The organism is Piscibacillus halophilus (assembly GCF_900110685.1).
Lineage (GTDB): Bacteria > Bacillota > Bacilli > Bacillales > Alkalibacillaceae > Piscibacillus > Piscibacillus halophilus.
Map to the genome: position 1 here is coordinate 1 of NZ_FOES01000049.1, position 16,909 is coordinate 16,909.

General features: G+C 37.7%; 16 protein-coding genes, 1 rRNA gene and 1 pseudogene. 4 read left to right on the forward strand and 14 right to left on the reverse strand.

The genetic code is table 11. The annotated features are described in order from the left end of the window. Positions 1–247 (reverse strand): 16S ribosomal RNA (locus BMY57_RS14130); the annotation flags it as partial. Between the two features lie 314 nt (positions 248–561). Next, complete coding sequence (locus tag BMY57_RS14135; RefSeq protein ID WP_091775678.1) at positions 562–789, reverse strand: hypothetical protein; 228 nt, start codon at positions 787–789, stop codon at positions 562–564. Positions 790–965: 176 nt separating this feature from the next. On the opposite strand from BMY57_RS14135, the gene BMY57_RS14140 reads away from it, so the two are divergent. Beyond that, complete coding sequence (locus BMY57_RS14140; protein WP_175616029.1) at positions 966–1,721, forward strand: polysaccharide deacetylase family protein; 756 nt, start codon at positions 966–968, stop codon at positions 1,719–1,721. A 66-nt stretch (positions 1,722–1,787) separates the two neighbouring features. On the opposite strand, the gene BMY57_RS14145 is transcribed toward BMY57_RS14140, so the two are convergent. Beyond that, the gene (locus BMY57_RS14145) at positions 1,788–2,426 is read right to left on the reverse strand and encodes a KinB-signaling pathway activation protein (protein ID WP_091775684.1); all 639 of its coding nucleotides are present in this window, start codon (positions 2,424–2,426) and stop codon (positions 1,788–1,790) included. A gap of 137 nt (positions 2,427–2,563) precedes the next feature. On the opposite strand from BMY57_RS14145, the gene gerD reads away from it, so the two are divergent. Continuing rightward, a complete protein-coding gene (gerD, locus tag BMY57_RS14150; protein ID WP_256205322.1) occupies positions 2,564–3,229 on the forward strand; it encodes a spore germination lipoprotein GerD in 666 nt (221 codons plus the stop codon). Between the two features lie 40 nt (positions 3,230–3,269). Here gerD and salA read toward each other — a convergent pair whose 3' ends face one another. The 10 genes from salA to BMY57_RS14200 all read right to left on the reverse strand — a co-directional run bounded on the left by salA (position 3,270) and on the right by BMY57_RS14200 (position 14,434). After that, positions 3,270–4,319, reverse strand: coding sequence for an iron-sulfur carrier protein/transcriptional regulator SalA (salA, locus tag BMY57_RS14155; RefSeq protein ID WP_091775691.1), 1,050 nt, complete (start codon positions 4,317–4,319; stop codon positions 3,270–3,272). A gap of 106 nt (positions 4,320–4,425) precedes the next feature. Next, the gene (locus BMY57_RS14160) at positions 4,426–5,145 is read right to left on the reverse strand and encodes an N-acetylmuramoyl-L-alanine amidase (protein ID WP_091775694.1); all 720 of its coding nucleotides are present in this window, start codon (positions 5,143–5,145) and stop codon (positions 4,426–4,428) included. Positions 5,146–5,286: 141 nt separating this feature from the next. Beyond that, on the reverse strand, positions 5,287–6,204 hold the full coding sequence (opp4C, locus tag BMY57_RS14165) for an oligopeptide ABC transporter permease (protein WP_091775697.1): 918 nt from the start codon (positions 6,202–6,204) through the stop codon (positions 5,287–5,289). Positions 6,205–6,215: 11 nt separating this feature from the next. Next, complete coding sequence (locus BMY57_RS14170) at positions 6,216–7,178, reverse strand: ABC transporter permease (protein WP_091775701.1); 963 nt, start codon at positions 7,176–7,178, stop codon at positions 6,216–6,218. 74 nt (positions 7,179–7,252) lie between these two features. After that, entirely contained in the window at positions 7,253–9,067 is a 1,815-nt protein-coding gene (locus BMY57_RS14175; RefSeq protein ID WP_091775704.1) for a peptide-binding protein, read from the reverse strand. A gap of 91 nt (positions 9,068–9,158) precedes the next feature. Continuing rightward, positions 9,159–10,166 (reverse strand): ABC transporter ATP-binding protein, encoded by a 1,008-nt coding sequence (locus tag BMY57_RS14180; RefSeq protein WP_091775707.1) that lies wholly within the window; start codon positions 10,164–10,166, stop codon positions 9,159–9,161. Between the two features lie 11 nt (positions 10,167–10,177). Beyond that, on the reverse strand, positions 10,178–11,155 hold the full coding sequence (locus BMY57_RS14185; RefSeq protein WP_091775710.1) for an ABC transporter ATP-binding protein: 978 nt from the start codon (positions 11,153–11,155) through the stop codon (positions 10,178–10,180). A 336-nt stretch (positions 11,156–11,491) separates the two neighbouring features. Continuing rightward, positions 11,492–12,499, reverse strand: coding sequence for a FecCD family ABC transporter permease (locus BMY57_RS14190; RefSeq protein ID WP_091775713.1), 1,008 nt, complete (start codon positions 12,497–12,499; stop codon positions 11,492–11,494). Then, positions 12,489–13,493 (reverse strand): FecCD family ABC transporter permease, encoded by a 1,005-nt coding sequence (locus tag BMY57_RS14195; RefSeq protein WP_091775716.1) that lies wholly within the window; start codon positions 13,491–13,493, stop codon positions 12,489–12,491. The genes BMY57_RS14190 and BMY57_RS14195 overlap by 11 nt, the downstream gene beginning before the upstream one ends. A gap of 26 nt (positions 13,494–13,519) precedes the next feature. Further along, a complete protein-coding gene (locus tag BMY57_RS14200) occupies positions 13,520–14,434 on the reverse strand; it encodes an iron-hydroxamate ABC transporter substrate-binding protein (protein WP_091775718.1) in 915 nt (304 codons plus the stop codon). A 132-nt stretch (positions 14,435–14,566) separates the two neighbouring features. Here BMY57_RS14200 and BMY57_RS14205 point away from each other — a divergent pair, with 132 nt between their 5' ends. After that, positions 14,567–15,610: an NAD(P)/FAD-dependent oxidoreductase gene (locus BMY57_RS14205; RefSeq protein WP_091775721.1), complete on the forward strand. Its 1,044-nt coding sequence runs from the start codon at positions 14,567–14,569 to the stop codon at positions 15,608–15,610. A gap of 58 nt (positions 15,611–15,668) precedes the next feature. Then, positions 15,669–16,298 (forward strand): lytic transglycosylase domain-containing protein, encoded by a 630-nt coding sequence (locus tag BMY57_RS16435; protein ID WP_305728830.1) that lies wholly within the window; start codon positions 15,669–15,671, stop codon positions 16,296–16,298. 464 nt (positions 16,299–16,762) lie between these two features. Here the strand turns inward: BMY57_RS16435 and BMY57_RS16370 are convergent. Further along, a pseudogene (locus BMY57_RS16370) lies at positions 16,763–16,909 on the reverse strand (IS256 family transposase); the annotation flags it as partial.

Genomic DNA, 16,909 nt, shown 5'->3' on the forward strand with positions numbered 1-16,909 from the left:
TGTAAGTGATAGCAAGAAGCCATCTTTCAACCTCGGATCATGCGATCCGATGAGTTATCCGGTATTAGCCCCGGTTTCCCGGAGTTATCCCAGTCTTACAGGCAGGTTGCCCACGTGTTACTCACCCGTCCGCCGCTCGTTCCACAAACGTCCTCCCGAAGGATTCAGTTTGCTTCCCGCGCTCGACTTGCATGTATTAGGCACGCCGCCAGCGTTCGTCCTGAGCCAGGATCAAACTCTCCATAAAAGTAGTTTGATTGGCTAATGTCGTTCATTTCCTTCCGCCAATCCAGAAAGAAATAAGAAATTGACTACAGGCTATTTTGTTTAGTTTTCAAGGTTCAAAATTTGTTGTCGCGTTTTGACGACGAAATTAAATTTATCATAGCAACAATCAGTTGTCAACAAGTTTTTAATAACTTTTTTACTAAGTTTTTAACTTGTTATTTCGTCTCGTTTTGACGACAAAAATTATAGTATCACAGGGTCATATAATTGACAATACGTAAATTGTAATTTTATTAATTTAAAATTTTCATACATTGATGATATGTAACGAGGTTATTTTACATTAGGGAAGTTCTTTCTCGGAGTGTATTTTATACACGAAGAATGATTGGCCATCCTTTTAAATATATTAAATAATAATACATAGCGTTCCTTAATGGCTTCTTTGACTCTCGAATCCATATTTTCATAATTGAAATCATAAATCAGCTCATCCATTTCTCTTTTCAACAAATATTCTAATTCCTTTTGTTCTTGTTCTGTAATTAATAATCCTAGCAACACATTCACATCCCACTTACGATTTTTAAGAGAAAATTTATTACTTCTTCTAAACTACATCTTTCACGCATACACATTTATTAAGCTCATTTATTGCTGCGTACTCATCAATATAAGCAGTTCGTAAGTCTGATATACATTTCACAAGAAAATATGATGCAAAGGTTGGATGTATGATGTTTTTTGTTTTAAATTGGACAAGTTGGAAAAGGTGGATCTTCTTCGCATTAATAGGCATGATCGTATATTTTTCATATCAACTATCATCAACTTATGTTTTTGAACCTCGTGCATCTGTCCAATCTACAGGTGGGATTAGTAAAGCGGTTAAAGATGAGGAAGAGATTGCGATAACCATTAATGTATCCTGGGGGGATGACATTATAATTGAGATTCTTGAAATATTACGAGAAGAGAAGGTTAAAGCCACTTTCTTTATTAATGGAGAATGGGCGTTAAGAAATGAAGAAATTGCCAAACTTATTATTGAAGAAAACCATGAAGTTGGACTTTTAGGTTTTTATAGAGACCATTACGAAGATTTAACCGAGGAACAAATAACAGAAGATATCCAAAATGGTGAAGACACTTTAAAAAGACTAGATTATGAACCACTAACATTAGTTCGACCTCCTGAAAATAGGTACAACCAGTCAGTAGTTGAACATATCAACGAGCTTGGTTATCGCACCGTATTTTGGAGTCATTTTGCAAATATTCAAGGTGATACAGACCCTGAACAAAAAGCCATGTCCATAGTTGATGAATTATCCAAGGGTGACATTATCATGTTTAAAGCTCATGATGACTTAACTCCAACTCCAGAAATTATTCGTCAACTCATACAACTCAAAAAAGATGAAGGGTATAACTTTGTAACCGTCACGGAGTTATTATCCCCTGCAAAGATAAAATTAAACCCGATCAATTAAAAAAGAGTAGCAAATGTAGTGGCCCCAGAAGCCAGATTAACTCTCTAACTTTTGGGGCTCAACACATTATTTGCTACCTTTTTTCTTTTTATGATCTTTCGATTCTGTAGGTCCTTCATTAAACCCTACAATCTTATGCAATGTTAATAACTGATAAGTATTCACGGCTAATAATGGAACAATCATTAACATAACCCACTCACGCTCATCGACTCTTAATGCTGGAATCCATTCAACCGTTGTTACAACGATCATAAAGAACAATGCTGGTAAAAAGGCTCTAGGATGCGTTTCCTTAGCTTTAACCTTAGCTACAGCATATGAATAAATAAGTAACATAGCTGGCACAATTAGATAAGGAAATAAACTTCCCGGATCATCAGTTCTTGTGTATCTTAAATAAACTAAATCGAATAACACAATTAAAATAAGCACAATTTGGACATGCGTCCAAAAGAACCCAAAGAAACCTCTTCCAAACTGATGGACTGTTAAGTATGCGAAAAAGCCCATTTGACTAATCACACTATAAACTAAGCCCCAACCAATAAACCATAAAACGGCTCCCGTTAGATTCCATAAGTCAAATGGCTCTAAGTATGGTGTATATGCATCAGCTTGTACAAAAAAGCTGGTAATGACAGTGACGACTGCCCCAATTAATAAGGCCATTGAGAAAAATCTTAACCACTTACGTATTGTCACGAATCTTCCCCCTAATCATTTCCTTTCCTATGGTATTTTATCATTTATTGCCTTTTATTGCTTCCCTCAAATGTGTATATTTTTTCACATCCATCTAATATTAACAACTAAGTAACTCTTTTAAAGGAGTCATTATGATGAAAAAATTTCACTTAATCATATTAGTGTTCATTATATTTTTAACTGCGTGTAACCAAGGCGGAGGAGAAAGCTCACAACAAAGCCCAGAATACGAAGCCACTAAAAAAATGGTCGTCGATATCTTAAAAACAGATGACGGAAAGAAGGCAGTCAAAGAGCTTTTAGCTGAAGAAGAAATGAAACAGCAATTAGTGCTTAATTCAGATGTGGTTAAGCAATCACTTGAACAAACCGTCGACAGTGAGAAAGGGAAAGAGTTTTGGAAAACATTATTTGAAGACCCTTCGTTTGTTCAAGCCTATGTCAATGCCACCAAAGAAGCCGATGAAGAATTGATTAAAGGGTTAATGAATGATTCCACCTATCAGGCTCGAATGATTCAACTTTTTCAAAACGAAGAGATGCAAAAAATGATACAATCTGCTTTAAAAAGCCAACAATTTAAATCTCATTTAGAAGAAACGATTCAAGAAACGTTGAATAGCCCGTTATTTAAAGCTCAGATGCAAGAAGTACTACTAAAAGCCGCTGAAGAAGCCAAAAAATCTCAAGAAGGTAATCAGCAGCAACAAGATCAACAACAAGGTAGCGGTGGTAACGGCGGCGGAAATAGTGGTGGACAACAAGAAGGCGAAGGCGGCGGTGGTGGTGGCCAATCATAACGTAAAAAAGTCTGTCCAATCTCGGACAGACTTTTTATTATTAACTACGTTTAACAAGCTTATTAGCTATACTTAAGAAAATTTTACCTGTAGGGTGATCTTCCTGATAGACACCAGGTGCAAAGATATCTTCTTCATCATATGGCTGTTGTAAAGGTAAACGACCAAGTACATCCGTTTCTAAAACTTCTGCGAGCTTGTCTCCTCCACCTTCACCAAATACATATTCACGCTGACCTGTAATTGAACTTTCGAAATAAGACATGTTTTCAACAATACCAATAATATCATGGTCTGCTTTAAGCGCCATTTGTCCTGCACGAGCTGCAACGAATGCCGCAGTTGGGTGAGGTGTTGTCACAATTACTTGTTTAGAAGACGGTAATAATTCTTGTACGTCTAAAGCAATATCCCCTGTTCCAGGCGGTAAATCTAATAATAGATAGTCTAAATCGCCCCACTCCACTTCTTTAAAGAAGCTCGTTAACATTTTACCGAGCATAGGTCCACGCCAAATAATTGGTGAGTTATCTTCTACGAAAAAGCCCATCGAAATCACTTGAACGCCAAATCGCTCAACTGGAATAATTTTTTGACCACGTACTTGTGGGCGATTCTCAATCCCCATCATATCTGGAACACTAAAGCCATAGATGTCTGCATCTACAATGCCGACCTTTTTACCTAAACGAGCTAAGGCGACTGCTAGATTGACTGTAACAGTGGATTTACCAACCCCACCTTTACCACTTGCAATGGAAATAAACTTAGTTCCAGTTTGTCCAATTAGGTTTGCTTCCTTCTCTTCATTCGCAGCGCTAATATATTCTTGACGTTGTTCTTCTGGCAATTCTGTAAAGCGAAGCCCTACTGTAGCAACGCCCTCTTTCTTAAGCATCCCAACAATTTCTTGTTGTAATTGCATTTGTTCAGCTGAATTCGGCTCAGCTAGCGCAATTTTAACACTTACATGATTCTTCTCTTCTTTAATTTTTATATTTTCAATGGCTCCTGTTTCCTCAAATGTTTTATGTATATGAGGATCCTGGACCGGATTAAGCAACTCTCTGATACGATCTTCGGTAATCAACGACTACACCTTCCTTTAGGTTCTCTCAATTTTATGCTAAAGAAAACTCGTCATGAGACGAGTTCTTCTAACTTCAAGGCTAGTATAACATAAAATTTAAAAACTCTCAGTCAACTTGATTACCAGTTTCATGTTCACCTTGTACATATTCAATAATGCCTTGATAAACTGCAAAGGCAAGCTCCCTTTGGTAGTCATCTGTTAATAGCTTTTCACGTTCTGATGAATTAGATAAAAAACCCAACTCAACTAAAGTGCCTGTTGTTTCTGCTCTTTTTAAAATATATATATTAGAAGTTGAAAAAGCACTTCGGTTTGTTTCTGTCGTTTCCCGGATTCTTTCTTGAACGGCTTCTGCTAACGCTTCATTTTCATCACCTGGGTAATAAAAAGCTTGGCCACCCTTCCATCTTTCATTCGGCATGGAATTTAAATGGAGGCTAACGAATAAATCAGCGTTTTTTTCCTGAATAAAATCCACTCGTTTTCTTATGTCATAGGCTTTTCTTTTAGAATATCCTTTCATTTCTTCAGGTGCTAAGTCCTTATCACGATCCCTCGTTAAATGGACTTCTCCCCCCGCTCCCAACAAATAATCTCTCAAATATAAGGTGGTATTTAATACGATTGATTTTTCATAAATATCTCCGTGATCAGCACCACCGTCAACACCTCCATGCCCTGGATCAAGAACAATGACTTGTCCAGCTAATGGCATCGTTACTTGACTAGGGTGTGGTTCTGAAGACGCCAAAGGCATTCTCAAAAAATAAAATAGTAATATTAAAGCTAAAATCCATAACAAAAAATAGGTGACCCGCTTCATTTTCAAACCTCCTCGTCTAAATATATGGACAAGGCAGTTAAAATATGAACATTTTTATTTAATAAGCGACGTTTTTAAGAAGATGAATTAAGTAAGCAAAGCTTATGTAAAATAAAAAATCCTACTGATAGCTCAGCAGGATTAACGTTGATTACTTTTTGGATCAAAGGCGTCTCTTAATCCGTCACCGATAAAATTAATGGCAAGTACGGTAACGAGTATACAAACACCAGGTGGAATCCAAGTGTACCAATGATGTCTCAAAATACGGACACTCAAAGCTTCATTCAGCATATTACCCCAAGTTGGTTGAGGTTGTGGAATCCCCATCCCAATAAAACTTAAACCGGCCTCTGCAATGATCATAATGGCTACCATTAATGTAGCATTAACCACAATTGGCCCAATCGCATTGGGAATCATATGTCTGAAGACAATTCTCATATCAGATGCACCAATAGCTTTAGCCCCTAGTACAAACTCTTGCTCACGCAAGGATAAGAATGACCCTCGAATAATACGTGTTAAAGTCGGCCAACTTACCAGCGCAATAATGGTTACAAATAATGTAACTGTAATATTCTCTACTAATGACATAACCGTCAAGGCCAAAACTAAGAATGGCAAGGCTAAGACTAAATCCGTTGCCCGCATAATCAAACTATCTACGAACCCTTTGTAATAACCGGATAGCGAACCAAGTATAACTCCAATGATTAAAGTAAAGAACATAGCACTAAAACCGACAACTAACGAAACTCTTGAACCGTATAACAAACGAGCCCAGTTATCTCGGCCAGAGCCATCTGTCCCTAAAATATGTTCACTACTTGGTGGCTGTTCAATCATCAACATGTTCGTTTGAGTCGGGTTATGATCGGTTAGTAACGGTGCGGAAAAAGACATTACAATGATAATCACCATCGTAATAACGCCAATAACGGCAAGCTTATTTTTCATAAAACGCCTTAACGCTAATTGATACGGACTTTTACTTTTACCTTCTTGTTCAGAGTACTCCGGGTTAGTGTTTGGTGTTTTCAGTGTTTCTATTTCCATGTCATTCACCTCTAATCGTAACGAATTCTCGGATCAACAATGCTGTAGAAGATATCCGCAAGTAAATTACCCACTAAGATAAACACTCCAAAGATCAGAGTTAAGGCCATGACAATTGGGTAATCACGGTTAATAATTGCATCTAGAAATAATGTACCGAGACCCGGATAGTTAAATACTCTTTCTGTAATGACAGCTCCACCAACTAATACGCCAAATTCAAACCCCATTAATGTAATAATAGGTATTAAGGCGTTACGCAACGTGTGTTTATATAAGACGTTATGATCTGTCATCCCTTTAGCTTTAGCCGTCCGAATGTAATCACTACCTAAAACATCCAATACCTCTGAACGCATATAGCGCATGTATGTAGCAGTACTGGCTAACCCAAGAGTGATTCCTGGCAAAATCATGTGATGCATGCGGTCAACAAACTCCTGAAAGCCTGAAACTTCACTTCCACTAACTGTTCCCTGAGGAGGAAACCAACCTAATTTGATCGATAAAAAGTAAATAGCTAGTAATCCAAAGAAGAAATTTGGAATAGCTAAACCTATAAACCCGAACCCAGTCGCTGCATAATCTAACATGGAATAAGGGTTTCTAGCAGAATAGATTCCAATTGGAATAGCTACGATAATAGTAAAAAACAAGGCAACTAACCCTAAGTAAATCGTATTCCAAAAACGTGCTTGAATTAAATCCATAACTGGACGACCATTATAAACAATCGATTCACCAAAATCCCCTTGTACCGCACTTCCAATCCAGCGAGCATATTGAACAGGTACTGGATCGTTTAAGCCAAGAGCTTCTTTTCTTTCTTCGAATACTTCACGATCAACGTTCGGATCAAGCATCGTTGTAAATGGATCTCCAGGGGCTGCTTTAGCTAACGCAAAAACAATCACGGATAACGCAAATAACATAGGTATAAAGACTAATATTCTACGAATGATATATTTATACATAATATTCCTCCCTGTTCAAAAAAGGGGATGGGTATGCGAGACAACCCTCACATACCCAAAACAACCATTAAATCTTACTCAGCGTCATCTACCCACCATAAGTGTGGATCGTTAATCATGCTATACGGTAATGGATCAATACCATTTAAACGCTCGTTAAATCCATAAATTTTGTTTTGAGCGTAAAGTAATACAGCTGGTAAATCGGTCGCAAATAATTCTTGCCATTCTTGATATGTCTGTTTACGGAACTCTTGCTCAAAAGCATCTGGAGCTTCTAATGCTTTAAAGATTAACTCATCAGAGTCAGGGTTGTTCCAACGAGACATGTTATATGCTGCGGTAATATTCCAAAGACCACTTGGGTCAGGGTCTCCACTTCCTAGAGACCAACCGATTAAATATAAATCTACTCCATTATCAACATCATTTTCCATAACATCTTCTACATACGCAGACATTTCTTTCGGCTGACGTAGGTTCACTTTAATTCCTACCGCTTCTAAGTTCTCTTGAATGACTGGAGCCGAACGCTCACGGATTTGGTTTCCAGTAGGGTAAGCTAATTCTAGTACCCACTCTTCTCCATCTGGATTTTCGCGGAATCCGTCTCCATCCGTGTCAACATAACCCGCATCATCTAATAATGCTTCTGCTTCATCAGTACTATGTTCATACTGTGGAACGTCCTCAGTATATGCCCAGAATTGCTGTGCGATTGGTGCGTTAATAACACTACCACGACCATACAATAAACCATCTACTAAACCTTGACGGTCAATCGCATAAGCAATTGCTTGACGTACTTGTTGATCAGCTACATCAGGATTTTCTACCCAATTATCAGGATCAATTGTTCCTGCTTCTACATCTTCTTCAGTACGGTAGTTAAGCTTGAAGCCCATTATTTGATAACCGAAGTCCGGTTGTTCAATTAACTCAACATTGTCATAACCTTCAACCATTTCATAATCTGCAGCAGGTACACCGCTTGGATCAGCAACAAAATCAATATCACCAGTCTCTAATAAACTTGTAATGACGGACTGATCTACGATTTGCCAAGTGATTTTCTCTAAGTATGGCTGACCTTGCCAGTAATCATCGTGACGAGTTAAAACATATTCTTCACGTTCTACCATATCTGTAAAAGCAAATGGTCCAGTACCAATAACTTTTCCTGGGTCTAAAGTTGCTTCATGTGTCGGCATATCTTCAATAGCAACATCTGCAAATACATGTTCAGGAATAATAGGGAAACCAACATAATAAAGTGGGTTTACGTTTGGCTCAGCAAAATGGAATGTGACCGTATGATCATCCTCAGCTGTAACCCCAGCAAATTCTTCTGTTTCTCCTGCATTAAACTCTTCATAACCCTCTAGTGGAGTTACATACTCTGTACGTATTCCACCAGCTTCTACATATCCAGGTGATGCAATCGTAGTGTAAGTGAAGACAACGTCATCGGCTGTAAAGTCTTCACCATCATGCCATGTAACACCTTCTTCTAAGTATAATGTGATTTCAGTTTGGTCTTCGTTAATTTCCCAGTCATGAGCTAAAGATGGGATAAATTCTAAGCTATCATTCTGAGATACTAACCCTTCATGAGTAAAATCTAAAATATTAGCCTCATATGCTTCCTGATAAAAAATCGGGTTAAATACCCCTGCTGGAGCTGTATCCATAGCCCCAACAATTTCACCACCAGCTACAGGTCCTTCCTGCTCTGATTCTTCTTCCTCGTCTTCATTACTCTCTTCTTCCTGCTCCGTATCTGGGTCTTCATCTTCTGGTTCATCACTACTCTCACTGTTACAAGCTACGAGCAAGAATGCAAAAATCGTCAACACTAGTAATAAATACCAAAACTTTTTGTTTAACAATACTTAATCCCCCTTTGGTTTAATTAAAGAAAACAAAACTTTAAACGATTATGCAGCCCTATCATCACCTCCTAAAAATTATGTAAAGTGTTTATTCATCATATAGGTGACAAGCAACATAGTGACCTTCACCCATATGTTGTAGCTCAGGCCGATCAACCGCACACCTCTCGTGTGCCATTGGGCAACGCGTTCTAAAAGCACAGCCACTCGGCGGGTTTGATGGGCTTGGCAAGTCACCCTCTAAATGAACGGTCTCGCGTTCTCGATCAACGTCCGTATCTGGGATTGAAGATAACAATGCTTGAGTATATGGATGTAGTGGATTCTCATAAATGTCCTTTTTAGGTGCGATTTCTGCTAACCTGCCTAAATACATCACACCCACTCGATCACTAATATGTTTAACAACACTTAAATCGTGTGAAATAAATAAATACGTTAAACCGAAATCTTCTTGTAAATCTGACATAAGATTTAGAACTTGGGCTTGGATCGACACATCTAATGCTGATACAGCTTCATCCGCAATAACAAACTTTGGATTAATAGCTAATGCTCTTGCAATACTAATACGCTGGCGTTGACCTCCTGAAAATTCGTGTGGATATTTCAATCGATCACTTGCTCTTAGCCCTACTTTTTCGAGTAACTCTTTTACTTTCTCTTTTCGTTCTTTCTTCGTCATATTAGTTTGAATAAGTAACGGCTCTTCGATTAACTGTTCAACGCTCATTTTTGTATTTAATGATGCAAATGGATCCTGAAAGATAATCTGCATATCTTTTCTAATTGGACGCATCTTATGATTTTTTAAATGTGTGATATCATTTTCTTGAAAAAGAATCTTGCCTTCAGTAGGCTCTAATAACCTTAAGATCATCCGGCCAAGTGTCGATTTACCTGACCCAGACTCCCCAACTATTCCTAATGTTTCACCTTTTTTAATATCGAAAGTGACACCATCAACAGCTTTCACATGACCAATCGTACGTTTAAGAATGCCACCTTTTATCGGAAAATATTTTTTTAAGTCTTCAACTTTAACAATCGTTTCTTGATCTGTTTGCACTACTTGTTTTTCATCAACCGTCGCCATGATTAGCCTCCTTAATCCTCTGTGTATAAATAACAGCGCACTGCACGCTCATGGTCTAAATCCATTAATTCCGGATTCGTTTCAAAACACTTCTCCATCGCATGAGGACAGCGACTTGAAAAACGGCACCCTTTAGGGAATTTATGGGCAGGTGGGACAGTACCTTTAATCGTCCCTAACCTCTCTTCTTCTTTATGAACACTTGGAAGACTCTCTAATAGACCCTCTGTATATGGGTGTTTAGGGTCTTTAAACAAATGACGCTTCGGTGCTTGCTCTACAATCTGACCACCATACATTACGAGAACTCGGTCAGCATATTCAGCGACGACTCCTAAATCATGGGTAATTAGTAGCAGCCCCATATCTAGTCGGTCCTTCATTTCACTCATCAAATCTAGTATTTGAGCTTGAATCGTTACATCTAATGCTGTGGTAGGCTCATCTGCTATGAGTAGCTTCGGATCACAAGAAATCGCAATAGCTATCATGGCACGTTGCCTCATTCCACCAGATAATTGGTGAGGATATTCATTCACTGTTTCTTCTGCTCTCGGAAATCCAACCAATTTTAGTAAATCAATTGCCCGTTGACGTGCCTGCTTCTTACTCATATTCTTATGTTTTCTCAGCACTTCCATAATTTGATTACCGACTGTGTAAACAGGGTTCAATGCTGTCATCGGTTCTTGGAAAATCATTGCGACGTCATTACCTCGGACTTTAGTCATTTGCTTGTCAGTAAGCTCTAGCAAATTACGTCCTAGCAAACTAATTTCACCATTAACAATTTTTCCAGGTTTATTAATTAACTGCATAATGGATAATGATGTAATACTTTTACCACTTCCTGATTCCCCAACTAAAGCTACAGTTTCCCCAGCTCTAACGGTTAGATCTACATCATCTACAGCTTTAGCTACTTGGTTATCATCCAAGTAAAAGTAAGTTTTTAAATCTTTAACATCTAATACTGTCTCGTTTGTCACCTAGCAACACCCCATATTTTTTATCCCGAAAATATGTACTTTTGGATCATGCATGAACCAAAAAATAGTTCAAAACTCTTGGAGAAAGTTCCTCGTTTTTTTGCTATGAATTAATATAAACAGACTTTTGTAATTTTTTCAATATTTTAAATTTGACTAATTTTAAGATAATTTAGCGTATAATGTCGTATAATGTCGAAATTAGGGTAAAACGTACTAAAAAATAGACTTATTTCGGAATTCGAATATTACATATACAATACATTTCGTTTACAGAAGTAAAAAAATAATCCTTAACTCTATATACATATGAGTTAAGGATTATAATCATTCTATTTAATGACTTTTAATTAATAGATAAATAAAATACGGTGAACCAATAAGAGCAACAATAATTCCCGCAGGTATGGTACTGAAGTCAACTATGATTCTACCAATCGTATCCGCTAAAACTAATAATGAGGAACCTACTAGTATAGCGATTGGTAAATACCACTTATGAACTGGGCCTATGATTTGTCTCGCTATATGAGGTGCCATTAAACCTACAAAGCTAATACCACCCGTCACAGATACGGCCGCTGCTGCCAAAGCTACCGCAACTAACATTAATAACAATCGTTCTCTAGAGATAAGCACTCCTAAACCTCGAGCACGGTCTTCTCCCATTGAAATAATGTCCAACGTTTTATGCTTTATAAACACAATCACTAAACCAATGACTAGCCATGGTAGAAGCGCAACGATAAATGGCCAGTCAGCTCCCCAGATACTTCCAGCTAACCACTGAGCGACAAACTCTACTTCCTGGCGCTCAGAAGAAGAAATTAAGATCATCATTAACCCTGATAAAGCTGAGGCAAACCCGACACCAACTAACACCAACTTAACAGGTTGAATTCCACTATGCTTTGAATATGAAAAAATGTAAACACATACTGCCGTCAATAACGCACTTATAAATCCAACGACCGGTAAAACATAAGCATAATGTTGAATGTCCGATTCAACAAACAAATAAAAAATCGTAATTCCTAAACCTGCTCCAGCGTTAATCCCAATAATACCAGGATCCGCTAAATCATTTTTAGATATCGTCTGTAATATCGCTCCCGCAGTAGCTAATGCAGCTCCTGCCAGACATAACACAAGCATTCTTGGCAGTCTCACAGAGAATAAAATAAACTCTTCCTTAAAAGTACCTCTACCCATTAACGTTGAGATTAATCGATCAATCGATAACGATGAGCTTCCCAACGAAATAGCCCCAATCCATATTAAGATTGATAGGATGATAAAAAATATGAACCACTTTTGAAATCGTTTTGTTTCACTATGATTCAAATTGGCGACCTCCTTTCCGCACTAGAAGGAGAAAGAACGGCAGGCCGATTACAGCCACGATCGCAACTACTGGAACTTCAAAAGGAGCATTAACCGTACGACCTATAAAATCAGCCAGAATCATAAATAAGCCACCGACAAGTATACAAATCGGAATAATCCGTTGATAATCGGTTCCAACCAAAAACCTTACGATATGTGGAATCATTAGCCCTACAAAAGCCAAGTTACCGACTAAAGCCACTGCAGCTCCGGCTAGCACTACCACCAAAACCAATAAGATGGCCTTAACTAATTTCGTTTTTTGACCTAAACCGACGGCAACGTCTTCGTTAATACTTAATGTGGTTAATACTTTTCCCATCAACAAACTGATGACTAACCCTACAATAATGACTGGCGTCACGATTAAAGCGTTCCAACTCGTTCCAACTAAGCCACCAGCTGTCCACATTGAAACATCTTTTGTAATTTGAAATAACAGGCCAACCCCATCAGCGATGGCTTGTAAGAAAGCTGTGATGGCTGCTCCTGCTAAAACTAATTTTAGTGGAGATAAGCCTCCATTTGTCGCTGCACTAATACCTATGACTAAAATCATTCCAATCCCAGCTCCAACAAAACTTGCTAGAATCAAAGATAAATATGAGCTGTTGGGAATAAAGGCAAAAGTTACAGCAAGTGCTGCATTCGCACCTGCTGTAATTCCTAGTAAACCAGGATCTGCTAATGGATTTCGTGTCACACCTTGCATGATCGCACCAGCTACGGCTAATGCACTCCCGACAAAAAAGGCTGCTAGCACTCTTGGTATTCTAATTTCTCTAAGTATTGAATAGTATTCACCTTCACTATTTGATGAAATGGCATTCCATACATCAATCAAACGAGTATTAGCTGCCCCAAACCAAATCGCTACAAACAGACTTATGAATAGTAGGATTAGATTCACTAATACATGAGTGGATAGCGGTAAATTTTGAAGTCGTTTCATACAATCGCACCCAATCTATTTCAAAACTAGTTATTTAAAAATTGTTCTTTAAAGAAATCTAATTGATAGTCTAATGATAAGGCATCGTTAAAATAAAACTTATTGGCATCAGCCTCAATCACTTGGTCGTTCTTAACTGCTGGAACTTCGTTATACCAATTTGAATCAAGGAAGCTAGTATCTTGTTCAGAGGTTAAGCTCATCACAATATAGTCACCAGCATAATCCCCTAAAACCTCTTGGGAAATGGCAAAATATCCTGGCTCTAATGCCACCTCTTCAACTTTTTCTGGCATATTCAAACCCATTTCTTGATATAAAATTTCAGTCCCTCTTGCCCAATTATCACCAAATAAATAGAACTGTTTTTCAAAGTTTTCAATGACCGTAACGGTTGCATCTTCACCGATTTCCTGTTTAATTTCTTCACCAGCTTCAGCTGCTCTCGCCTTAAAATCTTCAACCCATTCTTTTGCCTCTTCTTCTTTGTTTAAGACTTTACCAATTTCAATGTGTTGTTGTAGATAATCATTTTTTCCATACGTGAATAAAACAGTCGGGGCTATTTCTTGTAATTTATCAGCATTCTCAATGTTGTTTAACCCTAAAATTAAGTCCGGATCAAGCTCGATGATTTTCTCAAGATCCTCATTAGAAACTACTTCGGCATCTTTCAAACCTTCTTCAAAATTTGGATTGTTAGCTGACCATGAATCCACTCCAACAATATTAACGCCGAGCTGAATGACATCTCCAGCATAAGATGATAACACCACGACACGTTGTGGATCTGCAGGAACTTCTATCGGACCCGTTTCAGATTCATATGTAATCGTGTCTTCATTTTTATCTTGATTAGCGTTATTCTCCTCGCCGTTATTACCACAAGCTGCTAACACCAGAATTAATAAAACCATAATCCCAAACATATATTTTTTCATTTGGCTCTTCCTTTCTTTTCTTTATAAAGCAAACATGATAAAATGAAATTGCCAATAATGATAATCATTATCAATTACTAACCATATATTAGTTCCATTTTGATTAAATGTCAACTCCCGGGAGGTTTTAATATGAGTGATCTATATGATGTGACGATTATAGGTGGTGGGCCTGCAGGATTATATTCAGCCTTCTACAGCGGATTAAGAAATATGAAAACTAAAATTATCGAGTATCAGCCCGAACTTGGGGGTAAAGTCCTTTTATACCCTGAAAAATTGATTTGGGACGTAGGTGGTCAACCTCCAATCCTTGGTGAAAAATTTGCTAAACAAATTGTCGAGCAAGGATTAACATTTGACCCTTGTGTGTGCACAAATACAAAGGTTGATTTCATTGAAAAAAACCAAGAAGACAACTTTGTCATCTCAACTCATGATGGCGAGCAACATATTTCCAACTCGATTATTATGGCTAATGGTGGCGGAATTATCAATCCCACTCGTCTAGATATAGAAGGTTCATCAAAATATGAAAATCAAAACCTTCACTATACCATCCCATCCTTAAAACCATTTTATCAACAGAAGGTTTTAATATCTGGAGGCGGTGATACAGCAATCGATTGGGCACATGAATTATTAGGCATAGCGAAAGAAGTTATCGTTATTTATAGAAAAGATAATTTTACAGCCCATGAAGCCAATGTCACTAAGTTAATGAACCACCCTGACTCTACTCTACTTAACAACACAACGATTCAAAAATTAATCGGTGATCGACAATCCATTAAACAAGTACAACTACTTAATGAACAGTCAAATGAAATGAATGTTATAGACGTTGACCATGTCGTGGTTGCCCATGGCTATAACCAGGAGGATTCCTTTAATTTATCAACCGATTTAGAATTGGAAAGAAAAGATGGTTATTTTTATAAAGGAAATTCTTTTGGCTGTACATCTCAGGAAGGAATTTTCGCAGCTGGGGACATCATAGCCTATGAAGGAAAAGTTCATTTATTGGTTGGGGCTTTTCAAGATGCGGTAAATGCCGTCAACTCAGCCAAAAGCTATATTGACCCTAATGCGACTCACAGCGCGATCGTGTCTTCACACAACGAAAGGTTTAAAGAAAAAAATCAAGAAATCATCAAAGATATGCTCAATATCTAATTTATTTTTAGTAGAATATGGTATAATCTAGTTAATTAACTAGAAGCGGGTGAAGAGTATGATTGAACCTCGTTTATATGAAACGATGCTAAATTATCAAAAAGCCATGCAAACGAATGACTTCGGGAGAAATCAATCTTCCGACCATACATATACTATGTTTAAAGAGTTGTTTGAATCCTATTTAGGAAACCAACAAAGCCCTGTAGAATCGCTTTATTTACAAGGGGAACAGCCTAGTACGATGAATCAACCCAATCAACTTCCTTTTACCCATAGTTCTGTGTCGCCAGTATCAATGCAACAGATATCCTATGACCAGCCAAGTAAATTTGATGACATCATTGAAAATGTGGCTGACCAATATGGGCTCGATGCGGACCTAATACGTAAAGTCATTCAAACCGAATCGAACTTTAATCCTGAGGCTGTGAGTCAAGCAGGAGCGGCTGGATTAATGCAGTTAATGCCGGCAACTGCACGAGCTTTAGGAGTTACGAATGTATTTGACCCTGTTCAAAACATCGAAGGCGGAGCAAAGTACTTAAAAGATATGATCAACCGTTATGACGGAGATTTAAAATTAGCTTTAGCCGCTTATAACGCAGGTCCTGGCAATGTCGATCAACACCAAGGCGTTCCTCCATTTGAGGAAACACAAAACTATGTTAAAAAGATATTAGGGTAGTCAATAGTAAAACCGTCAAAATAGAATTTGACGGTTTTTTTATAACTTTAATACGTATAAAAACCTCCCTTTCCCAATAGAAAGAGAGGTTTTGAACTCTTGTATGACAAATGTTTTAACGTGTTCAGAAATATACTTATAAATTTTAAGTATATCTAATCCATCGGAAACCATTTATATCAATTATCCGCAAAAGCATAAATGGATTAAGATGTATGAAAAGGTATTAAATATGATAATATTTGATCCAATTTGAACCAAAACGGGAGTGTCAATAATTTTGTGTAAATGACACTAAGCCCTTTTGTAAGAATTAAGCTAGTTATTTATTATAAACGACCTTGCAGGTCGGACTGTGACTTTCTTCTTCAGTTACTAACCCCATAGCTGGTTCTCACCAAGGGTCAAGCGTATTTGGCTTGATGCTTGGTGAGAACCAGCTAAACTTCCAAAACTGAAGAAGATTAAGTTTCGATAGCTTCAAACATTTTAAGTAGTTCTGGTTTAGCTTTTTCAAACCCTCTATGACATCGCATACTATGTTTTTCAATATAATGATGGAATTGCGTGACTAAATAACGTTTGAGCGATTCCTCATTCGGAAATTGCTC

Bases quoted from the DNA above. Each gene is read 5' to 3' on its own strand.
- BMY57_RS14140 (WP_175616029.1), top strand. From the start codon at position 966: ATGTTTTTTGTTTTAAATTGGACAAGTTGGAAAAGGTGGATCTTCTTC.
- gerD (WP_256205322.1), top strand. From the start codon at position 2,564: ATGAAAAAATTTCACTTAATCATATTAGTGTTCATTATATTTTTAACT.
- BMY57_RS14160 (WP_091775694.1), bottom strand. From the start codon at position 5,145: ATGAAGCGGGTCACCTATTTTTTGTTATGGATTTTAGCTTTAATATTA.
- opp4C (WP_091775697.1), bottom strand. From the start codon at position 6,204: ATGGAAATAGAAACACTGAAAACACCAAACACTAACCCGGAGTACTCT.
- BMY57_RS14170 (WP_091775701.1), bottom strand. From the start codon at position 7,178: ATGTATAAATATATCATTCGTAGAATATTAGTCTTTATACCTATGTTA.
- BMY57_RS14180 (WP_091775707.1), bottom strand. From the start codon at position 10,166: ATGGCGACGGTTGATGAAAAACAAGTAGTGCAAACAGATCAAGAAACG.
- BMY57_RS14195 (WP_091775716.1), bottom strand. From the start codon at position 13,493: ATGAAACGACTTCAAAATTTACCGCTATCCACTCATGTATTAGTGAAT.
- BMY57_RS14200 (WP_091775718.1), bottom strand. From the start codon at position 14,434: ATGAAAAAATATATGTTTGGGATTATGGTTTTATTAATTCTGGTGTTA.
- BMY57_RS14205 (WP_091775721.1), top strand. From the start codon at position 14,567: ATGAGTGATCTATATGATGTGACGATTATAGGTGGTGGGCCTGCAGGA.
- BMY57_RS16435 (WP_305728830.1), top strand. From the start codon at position 15,669: ATGATTGAACCTCGTTTATATGAAACGATGCTAAATTATCAAAAAGCC.